This is a genomic window from Nocardia nova NBRC 15556 (genome assembly GCF_001613005.1).
GTDB classification, from domain to species: Bacteria; Actinomycetota; Actinomycetes; order Mycobacteriales; family Mycobacteriaceae; genus Nocardia; species Nocardia nova.
The window spans coordinates 15735-29455 of sequence record NZ_BDBN01000064.1; the positions used below are offsets into that span (position 1 = coordinate 15735).

The 13721-nt window shown below is 69.3% G+C and carries 15 protein-coding genes; 8 read left to right on the top strand and 7 right to left on the bottom strand.

The features are described 5' to 3' along the window. Positions 1 to 9: 9 nt before the first annotated feature. Positions 10 to 231: a Trm112 family protein gene (locus NN2_RS24105; protein ID WP_063016117.1), complete on the top strand. Its 222-nt coding sequence runs from the start codon at positions 10 to 12 to the stop codon at positions 229 to 231. Here NN2_RS24105 and NN2_RS24110 read toward each other — a convergent pair. From NN2_RS24110 to NN2_RS24125, 4 genes are all read right to left on the bottom strand, one after another. Then, positions 215 to 877, bottom strand: coding sequence for a TetR/AcrR family transcriptional regulator (locus tag NN2_RS24110; RefSeq protein ID WP_051757202.1), 663 nt, complete (start codon positions 875 to 877; stop codon positions 215 to 217). The two genes, NN2_RS24105 and NN2_RS24110, sit on opposite strands and share 17 nt — an antisense overlap. After that, positions 874 to 1659, bottom strand: a complete 786-nt coding sequence (locus tag NN2_RS24115; protein WP_063016118.1) for an ABC transporter permease — start codon at positions 1657 to 1659, stop codon at positions 874 to 876. Before NN2_RS24115 ends, NN2_RS24110 begins: the two co-directional genes overlap by 4 nt. Continuing rightward, positions 1656 to 2387, bottom strand: coding sequence for an ABC transporter ATP-binding protein (locus NN2_RS24120; RefSeq protein ID WP_063016119.1), 732 nt, complete (start codon positions 2385 to 2387; stop codon positions 1656 to 1658). Before NN2_RS24120 ends, NN2_RS24115 begins: the two co-directional genes overlap by 4 nt. Positions 2388 to 2489: 102 nt before the next feature. Next, on the bottom strand, positions 2490 to 3239 hold the full coding sequence (locus NN2_RS24125) for a DsbA family oxidoreductase (RefSeq protein ID WP_063016120.1): 750 nt from the start codon (positions 3237 to 3239) through the stop codon (positions 2490 to 2492). A 167-nt stretch (positions 3240 to 3406) separates the two neighbouring features. Here NN2_RS24125 and NN2_RS24130 point away from each other — a divergent pair, with 167 nt between their 5' ends. The 4 genes from NN2_RS24130 to NN2_RS24145 all read left to right on the top strand — a co-directional run bounded on the left by NN2_RS24130 (position 3407) and on the right by NN2_RS24145 (position 6726). Beyond that, entirely contained in the window at positions 3407 to 4663 is a 1257-nt protein-coding gene (locus NN2_RS24130) for an NAD(P)/FAD-dependent oxidoreductase (protein ID WP_063016121.1), read from the top strand. Positions 4664 to 4715: 52 nt separating this feature from the next. Next, on the top strand, positions 4716 to 5639 hold the full coding sequence (gene sigJ / locus NN2_RS24135) for an RNA polymerase sigma factor SigJ (RefSeq protein ID WP_082857219.1): 924 nt from the start codon (positions 4716 to 4718) through the stop codon (positions 5637 to 5639). 110 nt (positions 5640 to 5749) lie between these two features. After that, positions 5750 to 6037: a DUF3761 domain-containing protein gene (locus NN2_RS24140; protein ID WP_245658835.1), complete on the top strand. Its 288-nt coding sequence runs from the start codon at positions 5750 to 5752 to the stop codon at positions 6035 to 6037. Positions 6038 to 6102: 65 nt separating this feature from the next. Next, on the top strand, positions 6103 to 6726 hold the full coding sequence (locus tag NN2_RS24145; protein WP_063016122.1) for a DNA-3-methyladenine glycosylase: 624 nt from the start codon (positions 6103 to 6105) through the stop codon (positions 6724 to 6726). Positions 6727 to 6730: 4 nt separating this feature from the next. On the opposite strand, the gene NN2_RS24150 is transcribed toward NN2_RS24145, so the two are convergent. Beyond that, positions 6731 to 8425: a 2-isopropylmalate synthase gene (locus NN2_RS24150; RefSeq protein ID WP_063016123.1), complete on the bottom strand. Its 1695-nt coding sequence runs from the start codon at positions 8423 to 8425 to the stop codon at positions 6731 to 6733. Positions 8426 to 8639: 214 nt separating this feature from the next. Here NN2_RS24150 and NN2_RS24155 point away from each other — a divergent pair, with 214 nt between their 5' ends. Beyond that, positions 8640 to 9308 (top strand): FadR/GntR family transcriptional regulator, encoded by a 669-nt coding sequence (locus NN2_RS24155; RefSeq protein WP_063016124.1) that lies wholly within the window; start codon positions 8640 to 8642, stop codon positions 9306 to 9308. An 82-nt stretch (positions 9309 to 9390) separates the two neighbouring features. Further along, positions 9391 to 9789 (top strand): DoxX family protein, encoded by a 399-nt coding sequence (locus NN2_RS24160; protein WP_063016125.1) that lies wholly within the window; start codon positions 9391 to 9393, stop codon positions 9787 to 9789. Positions 9790 to 9863: 74 nt separating this feature from the next. On the opposite strand, the gene NN2_RS24165 is transcribed toward NN2_RS24160, so the two are convergent. Both NN2_RS24165 and NN2_RS24170 read right to left on the bottom strand, forming a co-directional pair. Continuing rightward, positions 9864 to 10832, bottom strand: coding sequence for an AraC family transcriptional regulator (locus NN2_RS24165; protein ID WP_063016137.1), 969 nt, complete (start codon positions 10830 to 10832; stop codon positions 9864 to 9866). 102 nt (positions 10833 to 10934) lie between these two features. Continuing rightward, positions 10935 to 11900, bottom strand: a complete 966-nt coding sequence (locus tag NN2_RS24170) for an NAD(P)H-binding protein (RefSeq protein WP_227462771.1) — start codon at positions 11898 to 11900, stop codon at positions 10935 to 10937. A 225-nt stretch (positions 11901 to 12125) separates the two neighbouring features. Between NN2_RS24170 and tyrS the strand changes: the two genes are divergently transcribed. Next, positions 12126 to 13409: a tyrosine--tRNA ligase gene (gene tyrS / locus NN2_RS24175; protein WP_063016127.1), complete on the top strand. Its 1284-nt coding sequence runs from the start codon at positions 12126 to 12128 to the stop codon at positions 13407 to 13409. The last annotated feature ends 312 nt before the right edge of the window (positions 13410 to 13721 follow it).

Sequence of the window (13721 nt, forward strand, 5' to 3'; positions counted from 1 at the left end):
TTGTCGGATATGGCGGAGCAAACCCTGGACCCGACGTTGTTGAGCCTGCTGGCCTGTCCGGAGGACAAGGGGCCGTTGTCGCTGGTGCGCGACGCGGAGGGCAACAGCGTGCTCTACAACCCGCGCCTGCGTCGCGCCTACCCGGTCGACAACGGCATCCCGGTGCTGCTCGTGGACGAGGCGCGTGCGGTCGGCGACGCCGAGCACGAGTCCTTCACCGCCCAGGGCTGATTCCGGACGGCGGTAAGTCCGCCCAGCCGCCGGCGACGGGCAGATCGCCCGTCAGATAGCGCTGGATGGTCGGCCCGACCGCCGCGGCCAGTTCGTCCAGCGGCATCGACGCCACGGGTTCGACCTGCAGAATCTTGCGCGCAACCAGCAGGCCGATCATCTGCGACACGGCCAGCACCACTCGCGTGGTCCCGCTGCCCGGTGGCGAATCCACCTTCTCCCGAACATCTTTCAGCGCGACCTCCAGCAGGAAGCTGCGGGCGAGCGCGGCATCGCCGCCGGCAAGGATGCCGCGAAAGGCCGCGACCGCGTGCACACCGACCGAGGAATCCCACGCGCCGACCACGGTCCGGACCACGGTCTCGCCGAGCCGGTCGGGTTCGGCGGCCCGGATCGGCGCGCGGATCAGCTCCGGATCGATCGGCAGATTCAGTGCGGCGGAGAACAATTGCTGTTTGGTGCCGAAGTAGTGATGCACCAGCGCGGGATCGACCCCCGCCGCGCCCGCGATCGAGCGGATCGACGCCTTGTCGAATCCGACCTCGGCGAAACGGGTGCGTGCCGCATTCAGAATCGCCTCCCGGGTCCCCGATTCACCGGCCCGCCGCCCACTGCGGGCGCTCACACCCTCGGTCACATCGCTCATGCTGTTCGCCTGCGTAGGGTGGCGGCGCCCAAAGTCAGTGCGACAGCGGCGAATGCGGCGACGATGCCGAGATCGCGCCACATCGCGGCGGTCGCGCCCGGATGCCGGGAGACCTCCTGCAGCGCGTCGACCGCATAGCTCAGCGGCAGCACATCGCTGATGATCTCCAGCCAGCGCGGCAGCTGATCGCGCGGCACCAGCAGCCCGCAGAGGAAGAACTGCGGGCCCACCACCAGCGGCATGAACTGCACGGCCTGAAATTCGGTGCGCGCGAAGGCGCTCGCCAGCAGTCCCAGCGCCACGCCCAGCACCGCGTCGACCACGGCGATCAGCAGCACGAGCCATGCGCTGCCCGCGGCATGCAATCCGAGCAACCAGAAGGAGACCAGACACGCCAGGCCCGCCTGCGCCGCCGCGGCGACGGAGAACGCCGTGCCGTATCCGCCCAGCAGATCCAGCTTCGACAGCGGTGTGGTCATCAGCCGCTCCAGCGTGCCCGAGGTCCGCTCGCGCTGCATGGCGATCGCGGTGATCAGGAACATCACGATGAATGGCAGGATGCCCAGCATGCTGATGCCGACGCGGTCGAACAGCGACGGCGCTCCCGGCATGGTCGGCGTCTCGTGATAGACGAAATACAGCAGTGCCATGAGCAGAGTCGGCACCAGCAGCAGCATGGCGACGGTGCGCCGGTCCGCGCGCAACTGACGCAGGATGCGCGCCGAGGTCGCGGTGTAGCAGCGCAGCGGCGGGCGTGACGGCGGGGCGAATGTCGTTGTCATCGCGGCTGTCCCATCGTGATGAGGGCGAGAAATGCGTTCTCCAAACTGGTTTCGCCGGTGTCGGCGCGCAGTTGGTCGGGAGTGAGCTGGGCCAGGAGATGGCCGTCGCGCATGAGCAGTAGCTGGTCGCAATGCTCGGCCTCGTCCATGACATGACTCGACACCACGAGTGTGCGGCCCTGAGCGGCGAGCTCGTGGAACTGCTTCCACAACTCGACCCGCAGCACCGGATCCAGTCCGACCGTCGGCTCGTCGAGGACCAGCAGTTCCGGATCGGCGACCAGCGCACACGCCAGCGATGCCCGGGTGCGCTGCCCGCCGGAGAGTTGATTGCCCCGATGCCGGATATGCGGGCTCAGGCCGACCTGTTCGATCGCCGCGTGCACCGCTTCGGAGTCGCGGCCGTACAGCGCGGCGAAGTAGGAGACGTTGTCCAGCACGCTGAGATCGTCGTAGATACTCGGCGCCTGGGTGACGTAGCCGACGCGCGCACGCAGTCCGCGGGCGCCGGCCTCCTCGCCGAGCACCCGCACACTGCCGGCCTCGATCAGCTGGGTGCCGACGATGCTGCGCATCAAGGTGGTCTTACCGCAGCCGGACGGCCCGAGCAGGCCGGTGATGCTGCCCGCCGGAACGGTCAGCGAAATATCGTGCAGCACTTCATGTCCCCCGCGACGCACCCGCAGGTGCTCGACGGTGATCGCCGGGGACGAATCGGGGTTCGCCACGGTCCACCTCTCACGTCACACGGCCGGCGAGGTTATTCACCGAGCGTTGAATTCATTGTGTGTTGAATTCTGCCCGGGGTCCGGTCGCGACGCAAGAGGGGATCAGTGGTGATCGCGCGGTGGCGCTGCGGCGGTCCCGCCCGGCTCGACCACGCAGCCGTCCGGACCGCAGGTCTCGCCGTCGCCGAGCACGTGCAGCGCGGGGGCCTGATCTGCCCATGCCCGCTCCAGTGCCTGCGTGAACACCTCCGGCGGCTGAGCCCCCGATACGCCGTAGGTGCGGTCGAAGACGAAGAACGGCACGCCGGTCGCACCGAGTTCGGCGGCGGTCTCTTCGTCGGCGCGCACCGCCTCGGCGTAGGCCCGCGGGTCGTCGAGGGTCGCGCGCACCTCGGCTGCGTCCAGCCCGGCTCGCGAGGCCAGCTCGATCAACCGTTCCCGGTCCCCGAACACCGGCCGCTCGTCGGCGAAATTGCCCTCGTACAACGCGTCGAGCAGTTCTTCCTGCCGCCCGCGCTCCAGTGCGAAGTGCAGCAGCCGATGCATGTCGAAGCTGTTGCCGAAGTCGCGTCCCTCGGTGCGATAGGGCAGGCCGACGGCCTGCGCCTGGGCCGCGATGCCGCGCTCGTTGGCGGCTGCCTGAGCCTCGCTGATGCCGTACTTCTCGGCGATATGGGCGACCACGGGGCCGCTGTGCCCGGCCGGCAGTGTCGGATCCAGCTCGAAGGATCGATGCACGACCCGCACCTGGTCGCGGTGCTCGAAGCCGGCCAGTGCCTGCTCGAAGCGCCGCTTGCCCAGGTAGCAGAACGGGCAGTTGATATCGGTCCAGATCTCGACCTGTACGGCCATGGTCACCTCATTCGCGTCTTCCGGAAGTCCTGACATGTCAACCGGGCGGGTATCCGGCCTGTTCCCGGAGGTGTGACTGGCATCACATCGGGGCGTGTCACGAAAGTCGCGGCCGACTTGTCCCATCACCGAATCGCACAGTCGACCCGCCGCGAAAGGACAGGACCATGAGCGACACCCAGCGCAGTGATCGGAAGACCCAGCGCAGCAACCACGAGACTCGGTTCGAGCCGGACGCCGGGCGTCCGCACGAGATCGTCGTCCTCGGCGCCGGTTACACCGGAATGCTGGCGGCGATCCGGCTCGCGCGCCGCACCCGCAAGCAGGCGGTGCACATCACGCTGGTCAACCCGTCGGACCGGTTCACCGAACGGCTGCGTATGCATCAGGTCGCGGCCGGCGCCGAACTCGCCGATCACCGGATCCCGGACCTGCTGGCCGGAACCGGCGTGGCCTTCCGCCGCGCCTCCGCCACCGCGATCGATCCGGTCGCCCATCGCGTGATCTGCGACGACGGCGTCGAACTCGGCTACGACACCTTGGTCTACGCTCTCGGCAGCCGCGCCGACACCACCACCGTGCCGGGTGTGGCCGAGCATGTGTGGACCCTCGACGATCCGCGCACGGCGCATCGGATGTCGCAGCGTCTCGCCGAACTCGAGGCCGGCGGGGGAGCGGTCGCGGTCTGCGGCGGTGGTCTCACCGGCGTGGAGGCCGCCACCGAAATCGCCGAATCCCACCCCGGCCTCACCGTCACCCTGATCAGCACCGGTGAACCCGCCGCCATGCTGGGCGAGCGCCCGCGCGCCTACGTCGAGCGTGCCCTGGACCGCCTGAACATCGTGCGCCGCAGCGGAACTCGCGTCACGAAGGTGCTGCCCGACGCCGTGCGCCTGGACAGCGGCGTGATGGTGCCCGCCGGGCTGACGCTGTGGACCGCGGGAGTGCGCGTAGCCGCCCTGGCCGCCGCGGCCGGCATCACCACGGATGCGGCGGGGGCCGTCGTCACCGACCCGACATTGCGGTCGGTCTCGCATCCGGACATCTACGCCATCGGCGATGCCGCCGCCATCACCCAGCCGTGGGGGCGGATGCACGGCACCTGCCAGAGCGGTATGCCGACCGCGGCCTACGCCGCGGACGCCATCGCGCGGCGGCTGCGCGGAAAGTCGGTGCGGCCGTTCCGGTTCGGATACTTCCATCAGCCGGTCAGCCTCGGCCGCCGCGATGCGGTCATCGGATTCACGCACGCCGACGACAGCCCGCGCCGCGCCTACCTGAAGGGCCGCGCCGCGGTGCGCTACAAGGAGTTCGTGAGCAGCAGCCCGGTCCCGACATTCCGGCTGAGCCGCCGCGCCAATGTGTCGGTCACGCTGTCGCGTGGGGGACGCGCGACGCGCGCGGCCGGCCGGATCGCGGCGTGAGGGACCTGCCCCGATATTGCGGGCCCTCGAGCGATCGGGAGAGGATGAGCGCATGGACGGTGACGCCGAGGACACCGGTGCGGTGACCGCGCGGCCCGCGGACTCACCGGCGGACCCCGGCGATGCGTTCGACACGCATCGCCGGCTGCTGTTCGCCACCGCGTATCAACTGCTCGGCAGTGTGGCCGACGCCGAGGACGTGCTGCAGGACGCCTGGCTGAAGTGGCACGAGGTCGACCGGGAGCGGGTCCGCCACCCCAAGGCCTACCTGGTGCGGACGGTGACCAACCTGTCGCTGAACCGGCTCACCAGCGCCCGCGCGGTACGCGAAACCTATGTCGGCCCGTGGCTGCCCGAACCGCTGCTCAGCGAACCCGACGCCACCGAGCGCGTCGAAATCGTCGACACGGTGTCCACGGCCATGCTGGTCGTGCTGGAGACACTGGGCCCGGTCGAACGGGCGGTGTTCGTGCTGCGCGACGTCTTCGGATTCTCACCCGCCGAGATCGCCGGCTTTCTCGATCGCCCCGAGCCGACCGTCCGGCAGATCTCGCATCGCGCCCGCAATCATGTGCAGGCCCGCCGTCCCCGCTACGACACCGATCCCGTTGCGCGGCAGGAGATCACCGAGCGGTTCCTGGCGGCCGCCAACGGCGGCGACGTCAACGCGCTGATGCAGCTGCTGGCCCCCGACGTCACCCTCTGGAACGACGGCGGCGGCAAGGTCACCGCGGCCCGCCGGCCGTTGCACGGCCCCGACCACGTCGCCCGCTGGCTGCTCGGTGTGCTGGCCAAACCCATCCTGACCGGAATCCGGATGCGGGCCGCGGTGCTGAACGGCGAACTGAGCGTGGTCGGCGAGATCGGCGGATTCCCGGTCGGCGCGCTCACCTTCGACATCCTCGACGGTCGGGTGCAGAACCTGCGCTTTCAGGTGAACCCCGACAAACTCGCCGGGCTGCGCCCGCCGCAGTAGAGCCGCTACCACTGATTCGCCCGAAATGTCCTGTGCGGCTATGGGATGCGCTATTTTTGTCATCCGCCGGGACAGTTCCGGCCGAAATTAGAATGGTAGGAGTTTCACAAGTGCACAGCGTAGCGAGCCGCACCCGTCGCACCACCCTGACCGGCTGGCTGCTCGCCGCCGGTGTCGGCTTTGCCGCCGTCTTCGCCCCCACGGCGACCGCGACCGCCGCCCCGGCCTTCATCTCCTGCCCCGCAGGCGATTACGAGAACGTCGACCACGCCTGCGTCCCGCGTCCCGGCTCGGATCCCGACGGCGCGACCGCGCGGTGCGGCGACGGCACCTACAGCTACAGCCGCCACCGCAGCGGAACCTGCTCCCATCACGGCGGTGTCGAGCGCTGGCTCTGACCGAGCATGGTCCACGGCGGGCGTGGCGTCGGTCACCACGGGTGCTCGAGTAAGAATGAGAACCCGTGTCTGCCGAGGAACTCGCCGTGGAACCGCTGGCCGCCGCTCGCCGCGTACTGGGCGCGACGATGCGGTCCGGCCCGGTCGCCGTGCGCATCGTCGAGGTCGAGGCGTACGGCGGTGACCCGGCCGGACCGTGGCACGACCCGGCGGCCCACTCCGGCCGCGGGCGCACCCCGCGCAACGCCGTGATGTTCGGTCCGCCCGGCGTGCTCTACGTCTACTTCAGTTACGGCATGCACACCTGCGTGAACGTCACCAGCGGCCCCGACGGCGTCGCCAGTGCCGTGCTGCTGCGGGCCGGCGAGGTGATCGAGGGCCACGAGGTCGCGCGCTCCCGGCGCCCCGCGGCCCGCGCCGATACCGATCTGGCGCGCGGGCCCGGCAACTTCGGCAGTGCCCTGGGAATTACGCTCTCCGACTACGGCACCGCCCTGTTCGACCCCGCGGCGCCGATCAGATTGGAATTGGGCCCCGAGATCACCGACTCCGCCGCGATCGGGGTGGGCCCCCGCGTCGGCGTGAGCCTGGCCGCCGACCGCCCGTGGCGGCTGTGGTTGCGCGACTCCCCGGCGGTCTCGGCCTACCGCCGCAGTCCGCGCGCCCCGGAGGTCGGGCGGTCGGCCTGAGCGGTCAGCTCGTCAACTCGGCGCGGATCCGCCCGCGCTGCGCCGCCGCGATCGTCGCCGCCGATTCGGCCGCCGCGACCGTATCGGCGACGCCGAGCGTCCATCGAACGTCACCGCCGACCCGGAACTCGCCGTAGACCACGTATTCCGCACCCGCGCCGGCGGGCAGCCGATGGTGGGTAGCCTGCAAAGGCTCGATCGAGATGCCCTGTGCGGCAAATATTTCCGTGAGCCGACTGGCATCGGCGGCCGTGCAGGTCGTCTCGACCTCGGCCCCGGCATTCGGCGCGGTGATCACGACGTCGCCGGACTCGCCGAATCGCCAGTGGATCCGGCCTCCGGCGCAGGCGATACCGTCGCCGGTCGGGCCGTACACCTGCTGCAGCAGCTCCCACAACCACCGCGCACCCACCTCGGCGCCGGTGTCGTCGGTATGGCGTTGCACATGCCGCGCGAAGTCGATCTGCAACCGTCGCGGCAGCTCCAGTCCGTATCCGGTCTGCAGCAGATACGCGATACCGCCCTTGCCGGACTGTGAGTTCACCCGGATCACCGCCTCGTAGCTGCGTCCGACATCCGCCGGGTCGATGGGCAGATACGGCACCTGCCACTCGATCTCGGATTCCGGCACCCCGGCCAGCTCGGCCCGCCGGCGATGGTCGGCGAAACCCTTCTTGATCGCATCCTGGTGCGTCCCGGAGAACGCGGTATAGACCAGATCGCCGACGTAGGGGTGTCGCTCCGGGATCGGCATCCGCGTGCAGTACTCGACGGTGCGGCGAATGCCGTCGATATCGGAGAAATCGATCATCGGGTCCACACCCTGGGCGTGCAGATTCAGGGCCAGCGTCGCGATGTCGACGTTTCCGGTGCGCTCACCGTTGCCGAAGACGCAGCCCTCCACGCGCTGGGCTCCGGCCAGCATCGCCAATTCCGCGCAGGCGATGCCGGTGCCGCGGTCGTTGTGCGGATGCACCGACAGGATCACACCGTCGCGGCGGCTCAGATTGCGATCCATGTATTCGATCTGGTCGGCGTAGACATTGGGCGTGGCCACCTCGACCGTCGCCGGCAGATTCAGCACCACCGGGCGCTGCGGGCTCGCGTCCCACAGCTGCGTCATCGCATCGCACACCTCCAGCACGAAATCCGGTTCGGTGAGCATGAAAACCTCGGGGGAGAACTGGAATCGCAGATTCGGCCGGTCGCCGGCCAGCCGCGCGATCTCGCGGCCGCCCGCGAGGATCATCTCCGCCACCTCGGCCCGGGACCGCCCGAGCACGACATCGCGCCACAGCGGCGCGGTCGCGGTGTACATGTGGATCACCACGTCGTTGGTGATCCCTTCCACGGACTCCAACGTCCGCGCGATGAGATCGGCACGGGCCGGGGTGAAGACGACCAGGGTGACGTCGGCGGGCGCGAGCTCGGCGTCGCGGATCAGGCGGACGAAGTCGAAATCGGCCTGCGAGGCACTCGGGTAGCCGACCTCGATCTCCTTGTAGCCGATCGCGACCAGCATCTCGAAGAATCGGCGCTTGCGCACCGGATCCATCGGTTCGGCGAGGGCCTGATTGCCGTCGCGCAGGTCGACCGGCACCCACAGCGGGGCGGATTCGAGGCGTTTCGAGGGCCAGTTGCGCTCGGTCAGCGGCACCGAAACATGGTGATACACATCGTGATAACGATCCGAGGGCATGGCGGAGGGACGCTGGCGATTCCAGCGGGGAGTGTGGTCGGGCACGGGATCGGCTTTCTGCGTCGGAGGTGTCGACCGGCGCAGCCCAGCAACCCGCGGGCAGGGTGCCGGTCGTTCAGACCCCGCCGCGGCGGCCGAGGAGAAGCAGTCCCTGTCCCATGTCGGCTACCATAGCGAGTGACAACTCCTCAGACAAGTAGAGAGGTGAGGGCCGATGGCGACCGTGCAGAGGCAACCGCTGGCGGCCCAGGCCGCTCAACTCCTGCTCGACCGGATCCGTTCGGGTGAATGGCCGCTGGGACACAAACTGCCGGGCGAGACGACCCTCGCGGCCCAGCTGGGCGTGGGACGTTCCACGCTGCGCGAGGCGATCCGGGAACTGTCCGGTCAGGGCGTGCTCGAAAGCCGCCAGGGGGCAGGCGTTTTCGTCACCGCGCTGGAGGTGGCCGAAGACTGGGACGAGGTGCTGCGCCGTGCCGACATCGCCGCCGTCATCGAGGCCCGCATCGCCATCGAGGCCGAAGCCGCGGCTCTGGCGGCGCAGCGGCGCACCCCCGCCGACCTGCGGATCATGCGGAAGGCGCTGGCGGTGCGTGCCGGATCCGACGATTCGGTCGACCATCTCGTCGACGCCGATACCGCCTTTCACCGCACGGTGATCGCGGCGGCGCACAACGAGGTGCTGTTGCAGTTGTTCGACGCCTTCGTCCCGCGCGTGCACCGCGCGATGACGCAGATGCTGCGCATGCGGCCGATGGCCGATCCCGCCGCGGACCATCACGCCCACGAGGTGCTGTTCGAGGCGATTCGCGATCGGTCGGCCCAGACGGCGGCCACGGCCAGCCGGGTACACCTGAGCGCCCTGAGATCCGCTTTCTCCTGACCGATGAATTCTTCCGGGGTGGCCCGTCTTCTGTGGTGAGCGCGCTCGAACCCACACCGAGCATCCGGAAGGACACCGAATCATGACCGCCATCACCGCCTCCGCCCCGTCCGTCGCCACTCGTCCCGGCAAGATCCGCACGCGCGTGCTGTGGACCCTGCAGATCGTGCTGGGCCTGTTCTTCGTCATCGCCTCGGGGCTGCCGAAGGTGGTCGGCCAATCCGACGCCGTCCGCATCTTCCACGACATCGGCTGGGGCGACTGGTTCCGCTATTTCACCGGCCTGGTGGAGATTTCGGGCGGTATCGGCCTGCTGGTGCCGCGCCTGTCCTGGCTCGCCGCCGCCGGACTGTCGATCACCATGGTCTGCGCGGCCGCTACTCAGGCCTTCGTCATGGACGCCCCGGCCGGCGCGATCTTCCCGCTGGTCCTGATGGCGGTCTTCGCCTGGATCGCCTACGAACGCCGCCCCGCACACTGAACTCGCACCCGCCAGATGGGCCCGCTCCGGAAAACACCCGGCGCGGGCCCATCGACATGCCGGCTGAAGACTCGTCAGCCGCCTGCTCCGGCGTCACGTTCCGGTTCCGCCGCAAGGGTTTCGGCGCGCCGATGTATGCCGGGGCTGACCCCGTAACGCCGTTTGAACGCGGCACTCAGACTGAACGCCGTCCCGTAACCGACCTGCCGCGCGATCGACTCGATGGTGGCGTCGGTCCCGCGCAGCAGGTCCGCGGCTCGCGCCAGCCGCCATTCGGTGAGGTAGGCGATCGGCGGATCCCCGACGAGTTCGGTGAACCGGCGCGCGAGCGCCGCCCGGGACGCGCCGACGGTCGCCGCCAGCTCGGCGACCGTCCAATCGTGGGCGGGATTGTGCTCGAGCAGCCGCAACGCCTGGCCCACAACGGGATCGGCGTAGGCGCTGTACCACTGCGGCGCTTCCGCCCGTGCGAACCAGGTGCGCAGTGCGGCGATGGTCAGCAGATCCAGCAGCCGGTCGAGCACGGATGCCTGCCCGGGGATGTCGCGGCCGGCTTCGTCGACCAGCAGGCCGAGCAGACGTTCGTCGACCTCGTGACCGTCGAGGACGGCCCGCGGCGGCAGTGCGCGCAGCAGACGGTCGCTGACCGTGCCGGCCACCTCGTAGGTTCCGGTCAGCAGCGCGGTGGTTCCGGCCGCGTTCGTCCCCCAGCTGCGAACCCCGAGATCCCATGTCTCACAGAGCAGTTCACCGTCCGGAGTGGTCGTGGTCTGCCCAGGGTGAACGATCGCCTGCGGCGGGGTCGACGGTTCGTCGGCCACCGTGTACGGATCCGGACCGCGCAGCATCGCGACCGCACCTTCCTCGAGCCGGATCGGATCGTCGCCGTCCGGTACGAGATAGGCGTATCCACGGGTCACCACCACCACCGTGAGCGGCGCCCGGTCCTGGATCCGCAGCGACCACGGCGGGTCCAGCAGCGAGCGCATCACGAACGCACCGCGAGCGCGCGGGCCGTCGAGCAGGTCGGCGAGGGCATCCATGCCACGACGATCGCGCATGGCGGCCGGTGCGGCAACCGGCTTCCCAGCACCGGCGGGACGACGGAACCCCGGGAAATCACGCACGATCACCGGCATCGCCGATCACCCGCGCGGCACACCGGCCGGCTCGCCACCGTCGGTCACCGGCCACCCGCCCTCGGCCGCGGTCCGGCGGGCATAGTCGGCGAACGATCGCGGCGCCCGCCCCAATGCCCGCTCGACACCGTCGGTGACGGCGGTGTTGCGGCCGTCGAGAACCGTGCCGAACAGATAGGTCAGCGAGTCGACCACTTCCCGAGGCAGTCCCATCTCCGACATCGCGGCGGCGTATTCGTCCAGGCTCACCGGCCGATACCCGATCGCGCGACCGGTAGCGGCGGCGATCGTGGCCACCGCCTCGGCGAAGGTCAGTGCCTGCGGCCCGGTCAGTTCGTAGATCTCACCGGTATGCCCGTCCTCGGTGAGTGCGGCGACAGCGACATCGGCGATGTCCTCGGCGTCGACGAACGGCTCGGCGACCGTATCGGCGGGCAGTGTCACCTGTCCGGTCGCGATCTCCTCGGCGAGAAAATCCTCGCTGAAGTTCTGTGCGAACCAGCTGCACCGCACCACGGTCGTGGCCAGGCCGCTGCGCAGGGCGATCTCCTCACAACGCTGCGCTTCCGGCTCGCCCCGGCCGGACAGCAGAACCAGTCGCCGCACCCCGGCCCGGCGTGCCACCGCGGTCAGTTCTCTCACCGCCTCGTCGGCGCCCGGGGCGGCAAGATCCGGCTGGTAGGTCAGGTAGACGGATCGAGCGCCGTCCAGGGCGGCCGCCCAGGTCGTCCGGTCCTCCCAGTCGAACGGGATCGCGGTCGAACGGGAGGCCGGGCGCACCTCGATGCCGCGCTCGGCCAGACGCGCCACGACCCGCCGACCGGTCTTCCCGACGCCGCCCAAGACGACGACGGGGCCCACGGCCGTGTGGTCGGGGCCGGTCTTCGGGGTGGACGTGCGGTCGGTGCCGGCGTCGGCGGAAACCGTTGTGGTGCCGAGGGTTTCGTTGTCGATCATGGTGTTCTCTGTCATGTATCGAGTACATCCGGATCCGAGGCGATCGGCCATGGCCCGGACGCTCGCACACATACGCACGCGTCCACGCTCCGCTCGCGGACTGCCCAGCCGACGATCGTCGAGCATCGGCCGGGCCCCCGACGCATCGGCGCGGTTCATTCCTGACCGAACGGCCCGCCCGGCCCGGACATCGCCGACCCAGCGCAGCCGAGCGGGCTCGGTGCGGAAAGATGGGAGGACGTGAGCGCCGACATCATCGACGAACTGACCTGGCGTGGGCTGATCGCACAGTCCACGGATCTGGACGCCCTGCGGGCCGAAACGGCGAAGGGCCCCATCACCCTGTATGCGGGTTTCGACCCCACCGCGGCGAGTCTGCACGCGGGCCATCTCGTTCCGCTGCTCACGCTCAAACGCTTCCAGCAGGCCGGACACCGCCCGATCGTCCTGGCCGGCGGCGCCACCGGTCTGATCGGTGACCCCCGCGACGTGGGGGAGCGGGTGATGAACTCGACCGATACCGTCGCCGAGTGGGCCGACCGGATCCGCGGCCAGCTGCAGCGTTTCGTCGACTTCGACGATTCGCCGACCGGCGCGATCATCGCCAACAATATGGACTGGACGGGCAACCTCAGCGCCGTCGACTTCCTCCGCGATATCGGCAAGCACTTCTCGGTGAACGTGATGCTGGCGCGGGATACCGTCAAGCGCCGCCTCGACGGCGACGGCATCTCCTACACCGAATTCAGCTACATGCTGTTGCAGGCCAACGACTTCGTACAGCTGCGCCGCGCCCACGGCTGCCGTCTGCAGGTCGGCGGCTCCGATCAGTGGGGCAACATCATCGCCGGCGTCGAACTCAACCGCCGCCTCGACAGCGAGCAGGTCCACGCCCTGACCACCCCGCTGGTCACCTCCGCCGACGGTAAGAAGTTCGGCAAGTCGACCGGCGGCGGCAGTCTGTGGCTCGATCCCGAGATGACCAGCCCGTACGCCTGGTACCAGTACTTCGTGAACACCGGCGACGCCGACGTGATCCGCTACCTGCGCTGGTTCACCTTCCTCGACCGGGAGGAACTGGCCGAACTCGAGACCGCGACCGCCGAACGTCCGCATGCCAGGGAAGCGCAGCGTCGCCTGGCCGCCGAAATGACCACGCTCGTGCACGGCGAGGCGCACACCCGCGCGGTGCAGCTGGCCAGCCAGGCGCTGTTCGGCCGCGGCGATCTGCACGATCTGGACGAAGCGACACTCGGCTCCGCGCTGGCCGAAGCCGCGGGTGAGGGCATTGTGGCGGAGGCCGGCCCCGAATCGACGATCGTCGATCTGCTGGTCGCCTCGGGACTCTCGGACAGTCGTGGCGCAGCTCGCCGGGCGGTCGCCGACGGCGGCGCCTCGGTGAACAACGTCCGCATCTCCGACCCGGAGTGGATGCCCGCCGACACCGACTACCTGCACGGACGCTGGTTGGTTTTGCGGCGCGGCAAGAAGAACTTCGCCGGCGCCCGCCGAGCCGGGAGCTGATCTGGCCATGACCTGAGTCACATCCGTGTGATTCGGGTCGGTCACCGGCCCGGAGCCGGGCCGGTGACCTGCGAAAATGCGAGCCGACGTGGCGATTTGACGTTCTGTTCTCCGCCACGTAACTTATTCCAAGTCAGAGCGACACGGACACCGACCCGGAGCCGAGAGGCCCGGGACAACGAGGTCGGACGAGGAGCGCCTGACGGCCAGTAGGACCCAGAGATCGTGAGTTGACTTCGCGAGCTTCAGTGGTTAGGCTGGAAAAGTTGCCTCTCAAGAAGGTCGGTTAACCGGCCGGACTGTTTGTGCGCC

Excerpts from the sequence above, each read along its gene's own strand:
- NN2_RS24105 (WP_063016117.1), top strand. The coding sequence starts at position 10 with ATGGCGGAGCAAACCCTGGACCCGACGTTGTTGAGCCTGCTGGCCTGT.
- NN2_RS24160 (WP_063016125.1), top strand. The coding sequence starts at position 9,391 with ATGACCGCCATCACCGCCTCCGCCCCGTCCGTCGCCACTCGTCCCGGC.
- NN2_RS24150 (WP_063016123.1), bottom strand. The coding sequence starts at position 8,425 with ATGCCCTCGGATCGTTATCACGATGTGTATCACCATGTTTCGGTGCCG.
- NN2_RS24130 (WP_063016121.1), top strand. The coding sequence starts at position 3,407 with ATGAGCGACACCCAGCGCAGTGATCGGAAGACCCAGCGCAGCAACCAC.
- sigJ (WP_082857219.1), top strand. The coding sequence starts at position 4,716 with ATGGACGGTGACGCCGAGGACACCGGTGCGGTGACCGCGCGGCCCGCG.
- NN2_RS24110 (WP_051757202.1), bottom strand. The coding sequence starts at position 877 with ATGAGCGATGTGACCGAGGGTGTGAGCGCCCGCAGTGGGCGGCGGGCC.
- NN2_RS24115 (WP_063016118.1), bottom strand. The coding sequence starts at position 1,659 with ATGACAACGACATTCGCCCCGCCGTCACGCCCGCCGCTGCGCTGCTAC.
- NN2_RS24125 (WP_063016120.1), bottom strand. The coding sequence starts at position 3,239 with ATGGCCGTACAGGTCGAGATCTGGACCGATATCAACTGCCCGTTCTGC.
- NN2_RS24170 (WP_227462771.1), bottom strand. The coding sequence starts at position 11,900 with ATGACAGAGAACACCATGATCGACAACGAAACCCTCGGCACCACAACG.
- NN2_RS24165 (WP_063016137.1), bottom strand. The coding sequence starts at position 10,832 with ATGGATGCCCTCGCCGACCTGCTCGACGGCCCGCGCGCTCGCGGTGCG.
- NN2_RS24155 (WP_063016124.1), top strand. The coding sequence starts at position 8,640 with ATGGCGACCGTGCAGAGGCAACCGCTGGCGGCCCAGGCCGCTCAACTC.